Annotated in this window: 17 protein-coding genes, 2 tRNA genes and 4 pseudogenes; 16 read left to right on the forward strand and 7 right to left on the reverse strand. The window is 54.0% G+C overall.

The window, feature by feature from the left end:
* Positions 1-84: 84 nt before the first annotated feature.
* Positions 85-1305 (reverse strand): UDP-galactopyranose mutase, encoded by a 1221-nt coding sequence (glf, locus tag HMPREF0574_RS05930; protein ID WP_004007813.1) that lies wholly within the window; start codon positions 1303-1305, stop codon positions 85-87.
* 123 nt (positions 1306-1428) lie between these two features.
* Here glf and HMPREF0574_RS09615 point away from each other — a divergent pair.
* From HMPREF0574_RS09615 to msrA, 8 genes and pseudogenes are all read left to right on the forward strand, one after another.
* Positions 1429-2651: pseudogene (locus HMPREF0574_RS09615) on the forward strand (IS3 family transposase).
* Between the two features lie 28 nt (positions 2652-2679).
* Positions 2680-3368 (forward strand): annotated as a pseudogene (locus HMPREF0574_RS05945) (IS1634 family transposase); the annotation flags it as partial.
* 441 nt (positions 3369-3809) lie between these two features.
* The gene (locus HMPREF0574_RS05950; RefSeq protein ID WP_004007817.1) at positions 3810-4334 is read left to right on the forward strand and encodes a PadR family transcriptional regulator; all 525 of its coding nucleotides are present in this window, start codon (positions 3810-3812) and stop codon (positions 4332-4334) included.
* Positions 4331-5005: an ABC transporter ATP-binding protein gene (locus HMPREF0574_RS05955; protein ID WP_004007818.1), complete on the forward strand. Its 675-nt coding sequence runs from the start codon at positions 4331-4333 to the stop codon at positions 5003-5005. Before HMPREF0574_RS05950 ends, HMPREF0574_RS05955 begins: the two co-directional genes overlap by 4 nt.
* A 2-nt stretch (positions 5006-5007) precedes the next feature.
* Positions 5008-7227 (forward strand): FtsX-like permease family protein, encoded by a 2220-nt coding sequence (locus tag HMPREF0574_RS05960; RefSeq protein ID WP_004007819.1) that lies wholly within the window; start codon positions 5008-5010, stop codon positions 7225-7227.
* Positions 7228-7257: 30 nt separating this feature from the next.
* Entirely contained in the window at positions 7258-8175 is a 918-nt protein-coding gene (locus HMPREF0574_RS05965) for a D-alanyl-D-alanine carboxypeptidase family protein (protein ID WP_004007820.1), read from the forward strand.
* Between the two features lie 202 nt (positions 8176-8377).
* Positions 8378-9733 carry an ATP-binding protein gene (locus HMPREF0574_RS05970; RefSeq protein ID WP_248612670.1) on the forward strand — a complete coding sequence of 452 codons (1356 nt, stop codon included), beginning with the start codon at positions 8378-8380 and terminating at the stop codon, positions 9731-9733.
* Between the two features lie 676 nt (positions 9734-10409).
* Positions 10410-11015 carry a peptide-methionine (S)-S-oxide reductase MsrA gene (gene msrA / locus HMPREF0574_RS05980; RefSeq protein ID WP_004007823.1) on the forward strand — a complete coding sequence of 202 codons (606 nt, stop codon included), beginning with the start codon at positions 10410-10412 and terminating at the stop codon, positions 11013-11015.
* Positions 11016-11228: 213 nt separating this feature from the next.
* Here msrA and HMPREF0574_RS09915 read toward each other — a convergent pair.
* Positions 11229-11396: pseudogene (locus HMPREF0574_RS09915) on the reverse strand (IS1634 family transposase); the annotation flags it as partial.
* A gap of 120 nt (positions 11397-11516) precedes the next feature.
* Here HMPREF0574_RS09915 and HMPREF0574_RS05985 point away from each other — a divergent pair.
* On the forward strand, positions 11517-11771 hold the full coding sequence (locus HMPREF0574_RS05985; RefSeq protein ID WP_004007824.1) for a helix-turn-helix domain-containing protein: 255 nt from the start codon (positions 11517-11519) through the stop codon (positions 11769-11771).
* Positions 11764-13050, forward strand: a complete 1287-nt coding sequence (locus HMPREF0574_RS05990) for a type II toxin-antitoxin system HipA family toxin (RefSeq protein WP_081439167.1) — start codon at positions 11764-11766, stop codon at positions 13048-13050. Before HMPREF0574_RS05985 ends, HMPREF0574_RS05990 begins: the two co-directional genes overlap by 8 nt.
* A gap of 47 nt (positions 13051-13097) precedes the next feature.
* Here the strand turns inward: HMPREF0574_RS05990 and HMPREF0574_RS05995 are convergent, their stop codons facing one another.
* Positions 13098-13541, reverse strand: a complete 444-nt coding sequence (locus tag HMPREF0574_RS05995; RefSeq protein WP_345908452.1) for an alanine:cation symporter family protein — start codon at positions 13539-13541, stop codon at positions 13098-13100.
* Between the two features lie 194 nt (positions 13542-13735).
* Between HMPREF0574_RS05995 and HMPREF0574_RS09525 the strand changes: the two are divergent.
* Positions 13736-14002 (forward strand): annotated as a pseudogene (locus HMPREF0574_RS09525) (integrase core domain-containing protein); the annotation flags it as partial.
* Positions 14003-14541: 539 nt separating this feature from the next.
* Here the strand turns inward: HMPREF0574_RS09525 and HMPREF0574_RS09835 are convergent.
* Positions 14542-14769: a hypothetical protein gene (locus HMPREF0574_RS09835; RefSeq protein ID WP_236585965.1), complete on the reverse strand. Its 228-nt coding sequence runs from the start codon at positions 14767-14769 to the stop codon at positions 14542-14544.
* 85 nt (positions 14770-14854) lie between these two features.
* Here HMPREF0574_RS09835 and HMPREF0574_RS06000 point away from each other — a divergent pair, with 85 nt between their 5' ends.
* The 5 genes from HMPREF0574_RS06000 (at position 14855) to HMPREF0574_RS09925 (ending at position 17832) form a co-directional block, all read left to right on the forward strand.
* Positions 14855-15718 (forward strand): sensor histidine kinase, encoded by an 864-nt coding sequence (locus HMPREF0574_RS06000; protein ID WP_236585964.1) that lies wholly within the window; start codon positions 14855-14857, stop codon positions 15716-15718.
* A complete protein-coding gene (locus tag HMPREF0574_RS06005; RefSeq protein ID WP_004007828.1) occupies positions 15718-16389 on the forward strand; it encodes a response regulator transcription factor in 672 nt (223 codons plus the stop codon). The genes HMPREF0574_RS06000 and HMPREF0574_RS06005 overlap by 1 nt, the downstream gene beginning before the upstream one ends.
* Before the next feature lie 64 nt (positions 16390-16453).
* A complete protein-coding gene (locus HMPREF0574_RS09920; RefSeq protein ID WP_004007829.1) occupies positions 16454-16804 on the forward strand; it encodes a terminase gpP N-terminus-related DNA-binding protein in 351 nt (116 codons plus the stop codon).
* Between the two features lie 39 nt (positions 16805-16843).
* Positions 16844-17674, forward strand: coding sequence for an IS3 family transposase (locus HMPREF0574_RS09735; protein ID WP_004007830.1), 831 nt, complete (start codon positions 16844-16846; stop codon positions 17672-17674).
* Positions 17675-17682: 8 nt separating this feature from the next.
* On the forward strand, positions 17683-17832 hold the full coding sequence (locus HMPREF0574_RS09925) for an IS3 family transposase (protein WP_370446368.1): 150 nt from the start codon (positions 17683-17685) through the stop codon (positions 17830-17832).
* Positions 17833-18085: 253 nt separating this feature from the next.
* Here the strand turns inward: HMPREF0574_RS09925 and HMPREF0574_RS06025 are convergent.
* The 3 genes from HMPREF0574_RS06025 to HMPREF0574_RS06035 all read right to left on the reverse strand — a co-directional run bounded on the left by HMPREF0574_RS06025 (position 18086) and on the right by HMPREF0574_RS06035 (position 18749).
* A tRNA-Ala gene (locus tag HMPREF0574_RS06025) sits at positions 18086-18161 on the reverse strand.
* A gap of 33 nt (positions 18162-18194) precedes the next feature.
* Positions 18195-18271, reverse strand: a tRNA-Ile gene (locus HMPREF0574_RS06030).
* Positions 18272-18563: 292 nt separating this feature from the next.
* Complete coding sequence (locus tag HMPREF0574_RS06035) at positions 18564-18749, reverse strand: hypothetical protein (RefSeq protein WP_013188883.1); 186 nt, start codon at positions 18747-18749, stop codon at positions 18564-18566.
* Positions 18750-18902: the final 153 nt, after the last annotated feature.

Consider the following 18902-nt stretch of genomic DNA (forward strand, 5'->3'; position numbering starts at 1 on the left):
TGCCGTTACCGGTGGCTCGAGTTTGCCTGAGTTAATGGTAACGAAATATCTGAATTTTCACCGGTTAAAGCAACACCTTCCCGGTTACTCGTCCTGCCCTGGTACAAAGGAAATAGTGGGGCGTTCCCCGCGCAAATGCGGCAATACCACCGCTTCGGCACGCGACAGGGCAGACCCAATAGCCATGTGCATATCTAGGTATTTGTAGGTGCCCAAACGTCCACCGAACAGCACGTTTGGTTCGGCAGCTGCCAGTTCGCGGTACTTCAACAGGCGGTGGCGGTCGGTTTCCTTATTGATGGGGTAGTAGGGTTCGTCGCCACGCTGAGCAAAGCGGGAATATTCCCGGGCGATGACGGTTTGGTCCGTGGGGTAGCGGGCGGCACGTTCGGGGTGGAAGTGGCGGAATTCGTGAATGCGCGTGTAGGGCACAGCGGGGTCGCCATAATTCATCACCGGGCAGCCCTGGAAGTCCCCGGTCGGTTTCACTTCCAGTTCCAGGTCAATGGTCCGCCATCCCAGCTCGCCCTCGCTATAGGCAAAGTATTCGTCAATTGGTCCGGTGTAAACGACGGGAATGCGTCCCACGGTAGCGGATTTTGCCCAGGGGTTTTCGGGGCGTTCGTCGAAAAAGTCCACGTCCAGGTGAACCGTGATGTTTTCGTGGGTTGCCATGTTCGTCAGCCAGGCAGCGTAGCCGTCAACCGGTAAACCCTCGTAAGTGTCGTTGAAATAACGGTTGTCGTAGTTGTAGCGAACGGGCAGGCGGGAGACTATCGAGGCGGGCAGCTCGGTCGGGTCGGTCTGCCATTGTTTCGCGGTATACCCCTCGAAAAAGGCTTCGAATAGGGGCTTTCCGACCAGGGAGATGCCTTTGGTGCGGAAGTTTTCATTGGCGTCCTCGCCTTGGATTTCTTGGGCTTGCTGGGCGATGAGTTCGCGCGCCTGGTCGGGGGTGTAGGCGGCATGGAAGAATTGGTTGATGGTGCCGAGGTTCACCGGCATGGGGAAAACCTCGCCATGGACCGTCGTGTAAACCTTGTGGATATAAGGTGTGAACTTGGTAAAGCGGTTGACGTAGTCCCACACGCGCTGGTTGGAAGTGTGGAACAGGTGAGCGCCGTACTTGTGAACTTCGATGCCGGTCTGGGGCTCGGGCTCGGACCAGGCATTGCCACCCAAGTGTGCCCGTCGGTCAATCATGACAACCTTATATCCAGCTTCTGCGGCTTCGCGGGCGATGGTGAGACCAAATAAACCGGTACCAACCACCAACAGGTCCGGCGTTTCAGGGGTTTTTGTCATGCCTTGAATCTATCAAAAAACCCCCGCAGCCTGGAACCCCTGCGTTGTGTCGTCGACGTAGCTCATCATGAGATGCCGAAGCGTCCTGGGTTTTGTTCCTAGGTTTTTTGTGAGGGTTGTTTCATGCCTTGGAAGTATTCGCGGGAGTTTAGGGATTGTGCTGTTGGGTTGGTGTTTGACTGGCTTCGAGACGATTCTGGGGTTTCGAGATGGGCGGTTATCAGCGATATCGGACTGAAACTCGGTGTCAGCCGGGAATCACTGCGCCGCTGGGCTGTTCAAGCCGAGATAGACCAGGGAGAAAGACCCGGGGGTTAGTCGGGAGGAGTCTGCCGAGATAAGGCGGTTGCGTAAAGAAAACGCGGAGCTTAAACGTACTAACGAGAGTTTGAAGCTCGCATCGGCTTTTTTCGCCAAAGAACTCGACCACCCCGGGATGAAATGATTGCGTTTATTGACCAGTATCGTGATTGTTTCTCGGTCGAGCGTATTTGCCGGGTTATGAGAGAACACACGGTTGGGGGCTTTATCACTTCGCGTGGTTACCGGGCGGCAAAGACCCGAAAAGTGAGCGCTAGGCAATTGAGAGATGCCTTGTTAATCGAGGAAATCGTGAAGATTTTCGACCAGAATTACCGTGTTTACGGGATTCGTAAAATGTGGCACGCTATGCGCCGGACTGGATGGGATATCGGGCGGGAACAGACTGGCAGATTGATGCGCCTGGCCGAGATTCATGGGGCACACCAAGGCCGTAAACCGGTGACTACCCGGTCTTCACCCCGCCCGGATACACGCCCGGATTTGGTTAACCGCGATTTCACTGCAGATAGACCAAACCGGCTGTGGGTCGCGGATATTACTTATGTCAGAACTTTGTCGGGTTTCGTGTACACAGCTTTTGTTACAGACGTGTATTCACGCAAGATTGTGGGCTGGGCTAGGTCAACTATGCCCCTGAGGCGTTGCCGTTAGAGGTCTTAGAACAGGCGATAGGATGCGCTAAAGACAATCTGGCAGGACTAATCCATCACGCTGACCATGGTTCTCAATACGTAAGCATTAAATACAGTCAACGACTAACAGATGCAGGGATTAGATCATCGATCGGAACTATTGGGGATTCTTACGATAACGCGCTAGCCGAGACCGTCAACGGGCTATACAAAACCGAGTTGATTTACTCCCAGACCTGGCGCTCATGCACCGAAGTCGAATGGGCGACCCTGAACTGGGTGTACTGGTGGAATCACCAGCGTCTCCACGAATCGCTAGATTATTCCACTCCCGAGGAAGTGATAACCCAATATAATCAAACCCATGCTAAACAACTAGCACCCGTATAAGAAACGGAACAAAACCCAGGACGCTTCAGAATCCCATTTCCACTGGAATGGTGACTTGCTCGCCGATGGCCAGATTATCGACACCGTGACTCCTAGGCACGCCAACATGAAAGTCAACAGCAAACTCACTAAAGCCGAGCCGGTGTGGAATCCCTCGATGGGCAAGTCTTGGCGAGTCTTGTGGTGGTACTCCACTAAACGCGTTAAAAGAGACGCTATCACTCTGGAGGCGCAGCGCCGCCGCGCCCTAGACGCGATAGACGGGGTGAAACCCGCGCGTAAACCCCGGTTCATCAAAACCACCCGCAGTGGCTGTAGTTTCGATTCTAAGGCTTTTGAGCGCGCCCAGCGGCTAGAAGGCTTGAAAGGCTATGTCACTAACCTCCCCGCCACGCTCATGCCCGCTGGTGAAGTCATCGCCTCCTATCACGATGTGGCATGTAGAGCAATCCTTGACGCATATCCAAAACCGATTTACGTGCCCGCCCGATATTCCACCGGCAACGCGACGCTATCGACGCGCATCTGACTGTGGTCATGGCCGCCCTAGCTGTTTCCCGGTATTTGCACCAAAAGACCGGAATCACAGCGAAAAAATACGTCCGAATCCTACGACCTATCCAGGAGTAAACCATCCTCTACCAAGGCCACGAAATCCAATCCAGCGACTCCATCACCCCACAAGCCCAAAAAATCCTAGACAAGCTGGGCCACTAAAGTTACATGATTCAGGTCCAGAGGCTCAAATCGACGCTGTCAGAAGATGCAGCCGAGCAAGCTCTGAATCCCTACTTTAGCTTGATAACAAGGGAAAACAGGCATATTTTCTCAGTCTCCACAGCCCTCACCTTTGTATTAATACCAGCAATCCCGTAACTACGCATAGGCAATATAGCACAGTCCGCCCTTTGTGGCGGGCTGTTTTTGTTGGTATTGCAACTGCCATTGACAATAGAGCTATCCCATATTTATCCCATACCTGGGAGGAAGAAATGTCGCTAAGACGGCGTAGCCGTTAGAAAATGGCTATGGCTGGCCGGTTTAGGCGAAGCACCCGCGAACCCGGCTGGCGCCTCATGAAACCGCCTGTTGTAACCGATGCCGTAAAGCTATACACTTGGTGAATAGTTGCGGCTAGTCACTGAGTGTATAGGAGGCGTGGTGGAAACGAAATACGGTTTGTTGGGACTGTTGACGCGCGAGCCGAACTACGGCTATGAACTGAAAAAACTATACGACCACTATTTTGCTGGCGATAAGCCAATCCTGGCGGGACAGGTGTATTCCACCTTGGCGCGTTTGGCGCGGGATGCCAAGGTGATGGAAGTCGCCGACAGCGGAGCCCCAGCCGGACCCGCACGCACCCGCTATGCCGTCACTGCGGGTGGCGAAAAAGAACTGGTGGAATGGTTGCGCACGCCGCTGATTCCTTCCCCCACCCTACAATCCGAGTTGTATCTCAAGACGGTGCTGGCCCTGTTAATCAATGGGGATGCGGCTCTGTATCTGAAAGCCCAGCGCCAAGCCCATCAGCAGCGGATGCGCGAGCTTACGGCTCGTAAACAGCATGCCAGTCTGGCCGAGAAACTCCTGTTAGACCAGGCGATTTTTCACATTGACGCGGATTTGCGTTGGATTTCCTTGACGACCTCGCGTCTGGATGCGCTAAAGGAGCAACTGTGAACCCGCCGACAACCCCGATACTTTGCGCCCGTGAGCTAAAGAAAACCTACGGGCTTACCCCGGCACTGCGTGGCGTGTCCCTGGACGTAACGCGCGGTGAAATCTTGGCAATTATGGGGCCTTCGGGCTCCGGCAAGTCCACCTTGTTACACGCCTTGGCGGGAATCGAACTGCCAGATTCGGGCTCGGTGTCCTACAATGACCGTGAGCTCACCAGCTTGAGCGATGCGCAGCGCACGGTGTTGCGCCGCACGGATTTCGGTTTCGTATTCCAGTTTTCCCAACTGGTTCCCGAGCTGACAGCGGTGGATAACATCGCAGTGCCACTGCTTTTGAACGGGGTCGCGAAGAAAACCGCGTATGCCCAGGCTCACGAATGGTTGGCGACTGTAGGCCTGGAAGATCACGCGGATTCACTTCCCGGCGAGCTTTCAGGCGGGCAAGCCCAGCGAATCGCTATCGCCCGCGCCTTGGCACCGCGCCCCGCAGTGCTGTTCGCCGATGAACCCACCGGATCCTTGGATTCCCTGAATTCTGAGACGGTGATGACCTTGCTGGTGGATTTGGTGCGCGTGCGGGGGTTGACAGTGGTACTGGTGACTCATGAACCTACCGTTGCAGCCTATGCCGACCGTGAAATAATCGTGCGTGACGGCTTGGTGGAGGTATAGCCATGTACCTCGCCTGGATGCTCACTTGCCGTTCGTTGCGTCAGTCCAAGAGTCGCTTGGCTTTGGTCAGTGCGGCAGTGGGATTTTGTATGTGCCTGATACTGGTGTTCGCCGCGTTTTGGGGTGCTTTTGGCTCCACGACTGCAACGCGTTGGCAGGGAGCAATCGACAACGCGGACAAATCCCAAGCGACTAATGATGCCAAAGCTGGTGCCACAGATGCAGTGTTGATTAGCCTGGTTGACAACCCCTTCTTCGTTGTGGACGGTAAACAAATCCACGCGGCCTATGTGGACACTTCAGCAACCCAGCACGCGCCCGATTTGTTCGGGGTAAAGTGGCCTCAACCGGGGGAATACCTGATGTCGCTGGGCGTGCAAAGCCTGGTGGCCACGCACCCGGAAGCGGCGATTACCACCCGCTTCGGGCACGTCAACAAAGGATTGCTACCGTATCAGTTGACCAGTGGCCCGGATGACTTGCTGGTGTTTATCGGCAAGAATCTCGCTGGGGATAAAACCGCCGTGCACGTGGCAGACTTTGACACCCCGCAGCCGCCGGCCGGAAACAGCGCAGTGAACCAGGCCGTCTTGTCGATTGGCCTGGTGGTATTGCTGTTCCCGGTTTTGCTGCTGATTGCAATTTCTGCCGCCCTGGGCAGCGTCCAGCGGGAACAGCGCTATGCGGCTTTGCGCCTGGTGGGTGCTACGCGCCACCAGATTCTCCAGATTCTTGTGGCCGAAGCCCTGTTGGGGGCGGTACTGGGCTTTCTGCTTGGCTTGGGCGTGTTTAGCGCAATCCGGCCGTGGCTGGGAGCTGTTTCGCTGGCTGGCAGGCGCCTGTGGCTGTCTGACTTGACGGTCGCGCCTTGGCAGTGTGCGCTGGTTTTTGTGGCGACTATCATCATCACGGTTCTGGCTACTTCGCAGGGGATGCGCGGGGTAGTCGCCACGCCCCTGGGGGTGGTGCGCCACCAGCGTGTAACCAGAAAAATCGTGACCCGAAAAACCGGTGTGGTGCGCATCCTGGTGATGGCGGTGGCTATCGGCCTGGCTATCTATCTGGTGGTCAGCGTGAAACCGAACCGGGGGACACGCCTTGACGCCTATTGGCTGCTGGCTGATGTGGTTTTAATGATGATTGCTCTGATTTTGGTAAGTCCGCTGGTAATCCAGCTGTTGGCTTGGGTGGTTGCAAAACATTGCCGGCGGGCGCCGGAACTGATTAGTACGCGCTATGTGGCAGCCCATTCCCGCCAGATTTCACGTTCGGTTTCCGGCGTGATTCTGGCCTTGTTCGCGGGCACGTTCTTCCTGACCGCCACCTCCCAAACCGGAAAGGTCTTGGATGCCATCGCTCACGAACACACCCCGCTGAAACAAGGCGCGGTAGCCATATCCGAGATTCCAGACCAATCCGCAGCCGTCCACCTGGCCGCGCAACTGCAAGCCCAATCCTACGTGGCTCAAGCCCAAGCCGTGCCTTTCGTAGGGGGAACCTGGAGTCTGGTGCCGTGTACGACTGCGAGCGCCTACGTTGCTACGCCTTGCAAATCCGGGTTACTGGGCGTCAACTTATGGGCACGTGCCGGCGAGGCCTCTCGGCTCATCCCCGCGAAAAACCGCGCGGATTTTGACACGTTGGTGAAACGCTACTACGTGCCCGAAACCAGGCATGATGCCTACACTGTGCTGGTCAGCCTACGCGACTCACGTGCCCTGGAACGCCTGCGTACCCTACTGGCCACCACGGACTTTATGCCGGAATTCTCCATGCCACTCATGAACGTGGCGACAGAAGTGAACGTCACCACGGACGTGGGGCTCATCAGTCTTATGACAACACTGGTGTGGATCGGCATGGGGCTGACGCTGCTGATTGCGGTGATTTCGATGCTGGTTTCCACCTATGCGGGACTGCTGGAGCGGCATCGCTCCCTGTTGACACTGCGGCTTTGCGGGATGAAAGTAAGCCAACTAGCCCGCATGATGCTGGTGGAGGCCATCGCGCCGCTGGGAGCAATCGCGCTGCTTTCTGCCAGTCTGGGTTTCGGCCTGGGATGGATGATGATGCACATCTTTTCGGTCAGGCTCGAAGCGAGCTTCACTCCCGCTATTTTCCTGGCGCTGTTGGTGGCGCTGATTCTGGCTGGTTTGGCCATGCTCCTGTTGGTGCCAGCCCTGCGTCGCAGCAGCGAACCGGTCAACAATCGCAGTGAATAGAACTTGAATAGAACAAAAGAAGGTGTTTTGATGAAGGGCAGACGCAAAAAGATGACCGCAGTGTTCGCGGTGGTTGTGATTGCCATTTTTGCCTGGGTGGTCGCTACGCCAGCGGGGCGGGGCGTAATCCGGGTCTGGATATACCCCAAACCGACAACCGTGGGGATTGACGGTACGCCTTATACCGGGAAAGGCTATGTTGTTATCGACGAGGCCTCGCAGCAGCGAATCGCGGCGGCCGGGGAAAACACTGAAATCACGCCGGCCAGCCTGGCAAAGCTGTTTGTGGCGGAATATGCCCTGGCTGTCGCCGACCCGAACGATGAAGTGTCCGTCAGCCGCGAAGCCCTGACGAAAGCGAAACCGGGATCCTCGCTCGCCGGGATTGTTCCCGGAACCTACCGGCTACAAGATCTGCTAGCTGCGATGTTGGTACCTTCCGGCAATGACGCGGCTTATGCCGTGGCGGAGTTTTGCGGCGGGAAAACGCATCCGGGAACCGCCGGGACAGACCAGCGGATTGACCTGTTTATGACTGATTTGGCTGAATACCTGAAAAAACAGGGCTGGTCGCATACCCGGATTAATGACCCCAGTGGCTATGACCCCAGGGCGGTGAGTACGCCAAGTGAGATCGCGGCAGTAAGCGAAAAACTCCTTTCACGCCAGTGGATTCGCGACATCGTCAAGTCGCAGCGCTATGCAATCGCCCCGCTATCAGGCCAGCACCTCATGATGGTGAACACCAACCAAATGCTCAACCCGGAAAGCATCTATTACATCCCGGAAGTCGCCGGCCTCAAAACCGGGTCTTTGGGGAAAATCCACAATCTTGCCATCCTGTATGCCAAGAGTGGCCACGATTACCTGATTGTCAGCCTGGGATCCACCAGCAAGGCCAGCCGCTATGACGATCTGAACAATTTGATTAGCAAAATCGGCCAGTAACTCTGTCCTTCATTCGGATCCATGGTTTGCTGGCAGAAATGAGTGAAAAAACTGTGTTTTGCGAGGAATTTTCCGCGCAAACCCAAAGAATCTGGCGTTTCCCGCCACGGTGCCGACACCGGAGTCAGGCTGAAATCTGAAAAGTGTCGGTATTGCCAGGTTTGAAATCCTGAAAAGTGTAAAATAATGCCGTATTGAAATCTTGAAAAGTGTTAGGTGGGTGGTGTGTGTGCTGGTCAGGCGGGTTTTAGCGGCTTTTCATGAGTGGCTAGCGGATGATGGCGGCAAAGCCCTGCTGGTGACTGGTTCCCGTCAGGTGGGAAAGTCTTTCCTGATAAACACCTTTGCGCGGGATAATTTCTCGCGAGTGGTGGCTTTTGACCTGCTGGAACAGCCCGATGCGCGAGATTCTTTCAACCAAGCCACTAATGCCGCAGACTTAATGTTGCGTGTCTCGCTGGCTAGTGATGTGGAACTGGTGCCGGGGCAGACAGTGGTGATTTTTGATGAAGTCCAGGAATGTCCCGCTGTGGTCAGTTTTATTAAATTCCTGGTGCAAAAATATGACTATCGCTTTATTCTTTCCGGGTCGCTGTTGGGGACACGTTTGCGCGCTATTCCCTCTTTGCCTATTGGTTATGTGACAGAGCTTAAGATGTATCCCCTGGATTTTCAGGAGTTCTGCCAGGCGTGCGGTGTGTCCGCTGAATTCTTTGATGTTTTGCAACAGTGTCTGGATGACTTGCGCCCGGTTCAGGATTTTATCTACGACCGCTTCATTGATTTGTGGCATCGTTATCTGCTGGTGGGGGGAATGCCCGACGCGGTGGCGCATTTTGTGGAAACTGGGGACATGGATGTGGTGCGCCGGATTCAAGGAAATATTCGCCAACTTTACGCCCAGGACATTGTGAAATATGCGCCTGATGAGCTGCGCCTAATCCTGGCCGATATTTTCCAGTTGATTCCCGCCCAGTTGAGCCGGCAAAACCGTCGATTCCAAATCAGTGACTTGCGGGATGTGAAGCGCTTTACCCAGGTTGACCAGCATTTTCTGTGGTTGGAAGCAGCGGGGGTGGCTTTGCCGACCTACAATGTTTCCGCCCCGATTTTCCCACTGCTGGCGGGGGTGAAACGCAACCTGTTTAAACTGTATAGCTCTGATGTGGGACTGTTGAACTCTGCGTTCCCGAAAACCATGCTGTCTGGCATTCTTCAACCGAACACGGCGATTAATCTGGGTGGAATTTACGAAAACGCGGTGGCTCAGGAGCTGCACAGCAAGGGCTATGCGTTGCGCTACTTCAGTTCCAAGAAAATCGGGGAACTCGATTTTCTGCTAGAGGATGCCTCCGGTCAGATTACCGCCTTGGAAGTGAAATCCGGGGTCTCGTATCGGACTCATGCCGCCTTGGACAAGGCGCTGGCGGAACCGAAGTATACGATTGACCGCGCTTTTGTCTTGGCGGAAACCGGCCGGGGGGCGCGCCCAAACATAGAAACCCAAGGCCAGGTGACCTATCTGCCGATATTCTTCGCGGCGCTACTGGGTTCATGAGGTGCCAGCCGGAGTGTGTCCTTCCTTTCTGGAAGTTTTTCTTTACACCCACAGCCCTAAAGGAAGTCGCACTCCCAAATTGAACACAGGGTCTATCAAATGAAAGTAAAATTTTTCCCCAAGACTCTCATCATGGACACATAAGCACCTTATTGAGAAACCTTGATAACGAGATAGGTCCCTGACCTGCTGCGGCGCGCGGGCGTAGCCCGCACATCGACGCAGTTGCAGCGTGAAGGCGTTAAGAAACGGCCACGATTGGCCGTTTTAGCCGTAACTCCCTTGAATAGCGAGGTCGCTGTAGCAAAGCCCTTATATGTCCATCGAGGTAAACACGGACACATTTAGCGGTTTTCCCCAGTCTACAAACTCCCAAAAAACGCCCTGACCTGCGCAAACCGAAAACTTACCAGTCGAAAAGTGTCCGCCATTGACACGAAACGCCCGGAATCCCGGCAAGCACCTCATGAACCCCGGCGATTTCTCGCTGACCCCAGCGAGGGTACCTGGCAGAAGTGAGCGAAAAAACTGCGTTATGCGGGGATTTTTCCTCGTAAACCCAAAATATTCACCGTTTTCTGCCAGGGTGTCTGCTGTGGTGTCGGCCACGGTGTCGGACTCTGCGCCGACCGCATATCTCGTGACGGACTCGGAGGTGTGTGGCAAACTGTAACACATGATGGTACCTCATGAAACGAAGCAAGAAACCACTCACCCCGTCCTCCACACCTCGATAACCGGACCGTGGCCGGAACCGCACGAAGTAATCTATTTCGCGATGGGCTGCTTCTGGGGCGTGGAGCGGATTTTTTGGTCCCAGCCGGGGGTAATCAACACGGCTGTGGGCTACATGGCGGGACAGCAGCCCACGCCCAGTTACGAGGAAGTCTGCACCGGGATCACCGGGCATGCGGAAACCGTGCGGGTCGTATTCGACCCCACCGCGACCACCGCCGGGGAACTGTTGAAAGTGTTTTGGGAAAATCACGACCCGACCCAGGGTGACCGGCAGGGTAACGACCGGGGCAGTCAGTACCGTTCGCTGGTTATCTGTACCACGCCGGAACAGCGTGAACTGGCTGAAGTGTCGCGACGCAATTTCGGGGCGACCTTGGCCGGCGCGGGGCGCGGGGCGATTACCACCGAGATCCTGGATGCCGATGCGGTCGGGCAGTTCTGGCTGGCCGAGGACTACCACCAGGCGTACCTGTTCCACCACCCGCACGGATATTGCAACCATGGTTTCAAGGGATTCGTCTGCGAGGTGCCGGTGCGGTTGTAGTTGTTGGTGCGTGGAGCATCGGTCGGTATGGTTGGTTTCATGAGGTGCCAGTCGGAGTGTGGGATTGTCCGCGAGTTGTAGACCAGTTCAAGAACTTTTAGATGATTTTCTACACGTTTTCGAGTTTTTGCTAGCTAATCTTTTTGCGTAGCCGAGCTCCTCTGCTGGTATTGGTCACATTCAGTTTGTATCTATCACCTGAGTTGCACAAGTTTAGTGACCCAGTTTGTTTAGGATTTTCTGGGTTTGGGGGTTGATCTTGGATTGGGCTGTGATTTGTTGGCCTCCGGGCAGGCTTATGGTGACTTCACGTAAAGGCCGTAGCATCCGGACGAGTTTTTTGGTTGTTACCCCGGTTTTTTGATACAGATAGCGGGATATTGGTGACGTATCCTTTCAGCCCTTGGATTCGAGCTAAATCCCTGCTACCTGCTGATGTAAAACCGGAGGTTCCTGGGTGGTTTATTGCGTCTTTGTGTATCGATAACGTATCATGAAGATATGAAGTCGGTTATTACTCGAGTGGTTGCTAGTGATACGGCAAAATTCGCGCAGCTAGTAAGATTTCACCGTCAGGCTTTCGGGTTAACCCAGCAGCGGTTGGCGGATATGGCGGGGGTGACTCGTCCAGCTATCACGCGGCTAGAATCCGGGGCGCCCTCGGTGCGTTTAGATACAGCTTTGAAAGTACTTGATGCGCTCGGGGTGGAAGACCTTACCTATTACACGAGCGAGGATGCGGATAGCGATGCTTAGAAAACTAGACGCATACCTGTTTGGGCATAGGGTGGGCAGGTTTAAATCTCATGCCGACCGCACTATAGCGTTCACCTACGATGAATCCTGGGATGGGCAGGATATTTCCCTGGGTTTGCCTCGTCAACACCCGGAATATGACGCTAGGCCATTTCTGGAAGGCTTGCTTCCTGAGAACAATATGACCAGGGCTGTCTGGGAGAGGGAATATCGTATCCCCGGTGGGAATGTTCTCGGAATGCTGGCGGTTATGGGTAAAGACGCGCCTGGGGCTATCCAGTTCACACCTCCAGGCCGTCCGCTTGCACAGAATCTGCCTGACCGGGCTGTGCCACTATCCGGGCGCCAACTAGAAGATTTAATGCGCAATGTGTCATGCGAGGAGGGTGTGTGGGGTGCCTCAGCGGGACAGGATGAGGATGCCCCCGGTAAGTTTTCTCTTGCCGGTCAGCAGCGCAAGACCGCGTTGTATCGTGCTCCTGATGGGCGGTGGTGTCTGCCGCAGGGGTGTTTTCCTTCCACGCATATTATTAAACCTCAGATTTCCAGTGATTTTGCCTATTCTGATGTGAATGAGGCGGTGTGTCTGTCGGCGATGCGTAGGCTTGGTGTCAAGGCTAGCGTGGAGACGATTGAGATGGTGGGTGGGGTGCGGGCTAGTGTTATCGAACGCTACGACCGTGCGGTTACTTCTGATGGTGGGGTAGAACGGTTTCACCAGGAGGATTTTTGCCAGATTCTGCGCTGTATGCCCGCATATAAATATGAGCAAAATGGGGGGCCAACTGCTGTTGCTATTGCCCGGACCATACGTAAATATGCGAGTGTGCAAGACATGTTGGAGTTTGTAAAACAGCTGGCTTTCAACATTGCGGTGGCGGGCACTGATGCTCATGGTAAAAACTTTTCGATGCTCGAAACTGTAAAGGGGTGTTCGCTTGCTCCCGCTTATGATGTGGCCTCGTACCTGTACAAGGTTGACCCCGAGAGGAGCGAGCGTTTGTCCTCGTCGATGCAGATAGGCGGAGAATATCGTTTCGTGGCTATCCGGGAGCCACAGTGGGTGGATTTCGCGTCTGACGCCGGGCTGGATGCGGATACAGTGTTAGGGATTGTGTCGTATGTAGATCAGAATGCAGCGGATGCGGTTTCTGAGGCTCTAAAGGAATTCGGACAGTTCGCGGCGGGGACACCGGTAGCCGATTTGGCGAGCCGAGTTACCGCGTTTCGCGTGAGTCGCGCGACAGCGAGGCAAAAACCCTTTCGCGCCCAAAATTAAGCGGGCACTCACGCTGTCCAGTGTTAACATCGACGCGCCCACTCCAGCTACCCGGCGGCTCGTAATTTCGGGTCGCGGCGCAGGTAATCCCGGGTTTCTCGCGCAATCAGCCCGGAGGCCAGTACCAGCCCAATCAGGTTCGGGATTGCCATCAGGGCATTGGAAATGTCGGCCAAAACCCAGGCGACTTCGATGGAAGAAATGCATCCCACGAACAACACCACTGCGAACACAATTCGATAGACCGCCACGGCTTTCAGCCCGGCCAGGCGTTCGATGCACCGCTCGCCGTAATACGCCCAGCCCAGCACGGTGGAAAACGCGAAAAATACCAGGGAAATCGCGACTTGAAGTGTCCCGGGTTTTGTTCCTAGGTTTTTTTGAGAGGATTGTTTTATGCCTAGGAAGTATTCGCGGGAGTTTAGGGATTGTGCTGTTGGGTTGGTGTTTGACTGGCTTCGGGATGATTCTGGTTCGAGAGCGGCGATTATTAGTGATACCGGGTTAAAGCTTGGTGTGAGTCGTGAATCATTGCGTCGCTGGGTTGTTCAAGCCGAGATAGACCGGGGAGAAAGACCCGGGGGTTAGTCGGGAGGAGTCTGCCGAGATACGACGTCTGCGTAAAGAAAACGCAGAACTCAGACGTACGAACGAGATTCTGAAACTGGCATCAGCTTTTTTCGCCCTAACAGATGCAGGGATTAGATCATCGATCGGAACTATTGGGGATTCTTACGATAACGCGCTAGCCGAGACCGTCAACGGGCTATACAAAACCGAGTTGATTTACTCCCAGACCTGGCGCTCATGCACCGAAGTCGAATGGGCGACCCTGAACTGGGTGTACTGGTGGAATCACCAGCGTCTCCACGAATCGCTAGATTATTCCACTCCCGAGGAAGTGATAACCCAATATAATCAAACCCATGCTAAACAACTAGCACCCACATAAGAAGCGGAACAAAACCCAGGACGCTTCAGTTACGACAGCTCACTGAGTGGATTACAACGATCAATGCACAAACAAATGCTACGACGAAGCATATACCGCTAAACATTGTCAGCCCCGGAACCCATAATGCTACACCACTAAGCAACGCCACGATCATCACCAGCGAAGTAGCCCGTGAGCTTCCTCGGAACATCCATGAACCAGACCCACGATCGGATCCACCATTGCGCGAGCCGTCAAATGACGAAATTTCCTCTTCCATAATCCACCTCTTCCTCACCGAATGCCCAAGTCATCCGTTGGTGTCAGCAACGATTTTTCGCCGCTATTCTCAGTGAATCACACGCGCAACCGTCGGCGCTATCGTCAGGTGTCGGTATTTTTATACCGACACCTGACGATACCCAGCATCACTTCGCTCCACTAGAATGCAGGCAAAACTCGATTTTTAGGCGGAAGGACTGGGTATCATGAAAATTGCTGCGTGCTTTTTACCCCATCACTAACATGCACAAGAACGTAACCAGAATGAAACGACATCAACTCAAAAGCCTTCTCCGCTGGGTTTTCCCTATTTTTAAACCCCACCCAGCTATTTTGACAGCGATTTTCACCTTTACGGCAGCGTTCTCATTTATGACCGAAACCATCATGGGGACATTTTCTGACCGTGTCATGGAACCAAGTTCTCCAATTATCCTGCTTGTGTTGATGGTATCACTCGCCCTGTGCGGGATTTTTCCACCGTACTTCGAGTCACTTTTCATTCTTCTGTCTTGTATTTATTTCGGTCTATTCGGGTCACTGACAACACCCACCCTCGGCATATACGTGCTGGTCGGGGTGTGGTTGGTGCGGTCTTGGATAATACCGGGGCTACTGCTGCTCCTCGCGACCGAAGTGAGTCTAATCGCGGTTTCTCCATACCCGAGCCTCCAGGTCATCGGAGCAATATTCGGCTCCGGCGTGACCATAGCCTTAGGGCTCGCTATCCGCTACTTGCGACTAAAAACCGCTAAAGCCAACACGCTAGCAGAGCACAACCGCAAGCAAGCCGAGCAAGCACGCCTAGAGGCAGAGCAGGCAAGGCGGGAAGCACGTCAGGCCAGTAGTCTGATACGTAAACAGTTGGCGGTTCAGCTGCACGACACGATAGCCAAAGACCTCGCCCATATTGCGATTAAGGCACAGGAACTCAGCCAGCAAGCCGCCCCCACCCCAGATGAACTCACGGCACTGGCGAACCAGGCTATCGCCACCTCGAAACGTATCAAACCCACTATTCTGCAACTCGACACCGAATCCGGGAGAACCAACATCACCGAAACCGTATCCCTAGTAACCAAAATGCTCTCCACCAGGAACATCACCCTACAAAACGACGTGAGTGAAAACCTCGATGAGCAAACCACCCGCCAGCAAGCCCTCCTGACCTGCCTAGTCATCCGCGAGGCCGCCACGAATATCCTGAAATACGCCCCCACCGACACCACCGCCAGCCTAGAAGTAGCCCGAGAACCAGACGGAGCCATCACCATCACCACCAGCAACCCCATCAGCGACACCCCCGCCAACACTGGAATCACCGGAGGCTTCGGTCTAGCCAACCTCGAACACCAAATCACTCTGCACGGAGGCGAATTAGAATACAGTCGTAATGCTACCCGCTGGATACTCTGGGCGCTCATCCCCACCGATGGAAGGACACAAACATAATGAGCGAGGGCATCCGCGTACTCATAGCCGACGATGACCTGGTCATCCAAGAAAGCTTCGCTAGGCTACTTGATGGCGAGGACGGTATCGAGGTCGTTGCTACTGCCCCCAACGGCGCCGAAGCCCTGACCAAGATGACCCGGGGTATCGACGTGGCGCTCATAGACGTGGACATGCCCATCTTAGACGGAATCGAAACAGCAAAACTAATTCGCAAAAACTACCCCCAAACCACCATCATCATGCTCACCGCGTTCGAACACGAAGACGCCCTCGCCCAATCCCTCGCGGTTGGTGTCCAAGGATTCCTCACCAAAAACACCACCCCAGCTGAGGTGGCTGTATATATCAAAAAGGCACTATCCGGACAGGCCGTCTATGACTCGCGACCCACGGATATCCTCACCCAGTCTTACACCGAGAAATCACTGACCCAAGCCCAATATCAAGACTTCATCGACGCGGTGGACACCCTACCTGGACGCTTCAAATCGGTATTCGCCCAGTTACTCGACGCCAAAACCAACAAGGAAATCGCCAAGGAGCTCTATATGTCTCCCGCCACTGTCCGTTCCTATGTTTCCGAAATACTTGCCCACACTGGATGCAAAAGCCGGGGGCAACTGGCCATTATCGCGGCGCGCGCCGGCATCAACACCACAACTCCATGAGACACCAGCAGTATGGGGGTTAAAGGACAAATGGGGGTGCGGACGGATTGTTGGAGAGTGTTTTATGAATGTTTCGTATTCTCGGGAGCAGCGTCGTGAGGCGTTGAAGGTGTATAGGCGTACGGGGTCGGTGACTAAAACGATTTTGTTGCTGGGTTATCCTGGGCGTTGGACGTTGCATAAATGGATTCGGGAGGCGGGAAAGCCGGTTTCTAAGCCTAAGCGGGCTCAAAGACTTACTCATTATCCTTTTAAGACAAAGCTTAGCGCGGTTGAGATGTTTAGCAAGGGTGCGCGTCCTGGGCAAATCGCTTCGCAGCTGGGTTTGCGTAGCCCGATGAGTGTATACAGTTGGGTGGAGCGATACCGGCAGGAAGGAGAGTGGGGATTAATGAGTAGAAAGGAACGAGGGTAAGCAGCTAAGTTACCTACCGTTAAGTCACTAGAGGCGTCTTTGCCTGATGATCCGCAAGAGTTGAAACGCTTAGCAGCCAAGCTAATCGTGGAAAAGGCGGTGATGGATCAGGAACTGGAGTTAATAAAAAAAGACGTCAGCGTCCTGCCCGGAGCTTTGACGAATCGTCACAAAGCGCAGGTAGTGGACGCTCTTAGAGGTACATATCCGTTGGGAATGCTCCTTGATGTTGTGGGGTTGTCGTCCTCAAGTTTTTACTACCAGCTTCACGCAATGGCTCGCCGGGATAAGTATTGTCAGTTACGTAAAGATATTGCCGCTATTTCTGCTGAGTCTTTCTACACCTATGGGTATCGTCGTAACTGGTGTGTATTGCGTGCTCGTGGAATACGAGTCAGCGAGAAAGTGGTGCGCAAGATTATTAGCGAAGATAAAATCCTTGTGCGTTATCCGTGTCGGAAACGGCGTTACTCTAGCTATAACGGTGAGATAGCGCCTGCTCCTGAAAATCTTGTAAAGCGTAACTTTCACGCCAATGCCCCTGGCAAGCTATGGCTTACAGATATAACCGAGTTCATCACGGCGGAATCGAAACTGTATCTTTCAGCTATTATCGACTGTTTTGACGGCAAGATAGTCGGGTGGGCTACCGGGCGCCATCCCAGTAATGAGATAGTAATGACTTCAATGAACATGGCTCTTGAAGAACCCATTAGCGATAATTTGTTGATAATTCACTCTGATCGCGGATCACACTACCGGGGCGGAGATTTCGCAGCGTTTTTACGATGCCACCACATCACCCAGTCAATGTCTAAAAAGGATGCTCACCCGATAATGCTGCATGTGAAGGCCTCTTCGGGCGAATGAAAAACGAAATGTATTACGGATACAAATGGACAAGTGCCAACGAGCTTGAAACAGCCATTACACGCTACATTCACTTCTACAACAACCACCGCATCAAACTCACCCTCGGCGGAATAACCATAAAACAATACAGAAACCACTACCAGCCGGTAGTCTAAAACTGTCCAAAAAACAATCCGCACCCCCATTGTCCTTTACCCCAACCTTTTAGCGTCAGCGAGACCTTTTAGTGCCTCAGGCCAAGTGTGCGCCCGACCGCTAGGAATAGCGTTAAGTGCGCCGCGTTAGCGGTTCCTGTATAGGCAAGCAAGTGAGTGAGCGGAATCTAGAAACTTGCACTGGCAAGCGAATACCCCGCGCCCAGTAGTATAAAAATAGGACGCTCACTTTGTATCGAAATGAGCGTCCTAATGGTGGAGCTAGGGGGACTCGAACCCCCGACCCTCTGCTTGCAAAGCAGATGCGCTACCAGCTGCGCTATAGCCCCGTTTTGTATGAAAAAACCCCGAAATTTCGGGGCTGGTGGGCCTAGCTGGGCTCGAACCAGCGACCTCAGTCTTATCAGGACTGCGCTCTAACCAACTGAGCTATAGGCCCTTTGGGCACCAAAAGATACTACCTGAACCGGTTATCGTGCGCAAATTCGCGGGGTCACGAGTGTGGCAAGTATCCACTGGCGTGAGCAACGGCGTCATTGAAAGGACTCTCTATGGCGGGGTTTGCTTTGCGGGTCATCAGTTTGCAAGCTCCCAACTTGGTTACAGACGAGCCGACAGCGCCAAAATGCCGTTTAAACCGGTGAAATGCCCTTTAACCCTGAAATACAAAAGCGCAGTAAAAGAATAGACCCACCGCATTGCGGCGGGTCAAGAGGCTTTCGCGTACCGTGTTAGTCGGCGCTGACCTCAACCAGAACCTGTTCGTAGCTACCGTAAGAAATCTCTACGGGCTGCACTTGCGTACTTCCGTTCAGGTTGGCTTCTCGGTCGGCAGCCTGCGCAGGCAACAGGGTGCTCAAAGCCACCAGCATGGCGAGCGCTACCGCGGTCATCACGCCTTTCTTTTGCATCTGCATGGTTCCTCCCAGTTTTTTTAGTTCACGGGTTCTCATCACGGAAAATTCCAGCGCCTACCCGCGCTACACTGATAACTATACCTCATCTTCAGGAAATCACAAGTTCTTTTTATAAATTCTTTCACCAAGTATTTTCGCGGGTTTTCGGAGTTC

Source organism: Mobiluncus curtisii subsp. curtisii ATCC 35241 (assembly GCF_000146285.1).
Lineage (GTDB): Bacteria > Actinomycetota > Actinomycetes > Actinomycetales > Actinomycetaceae > Mobiluncus > Mobiluncus curtisii.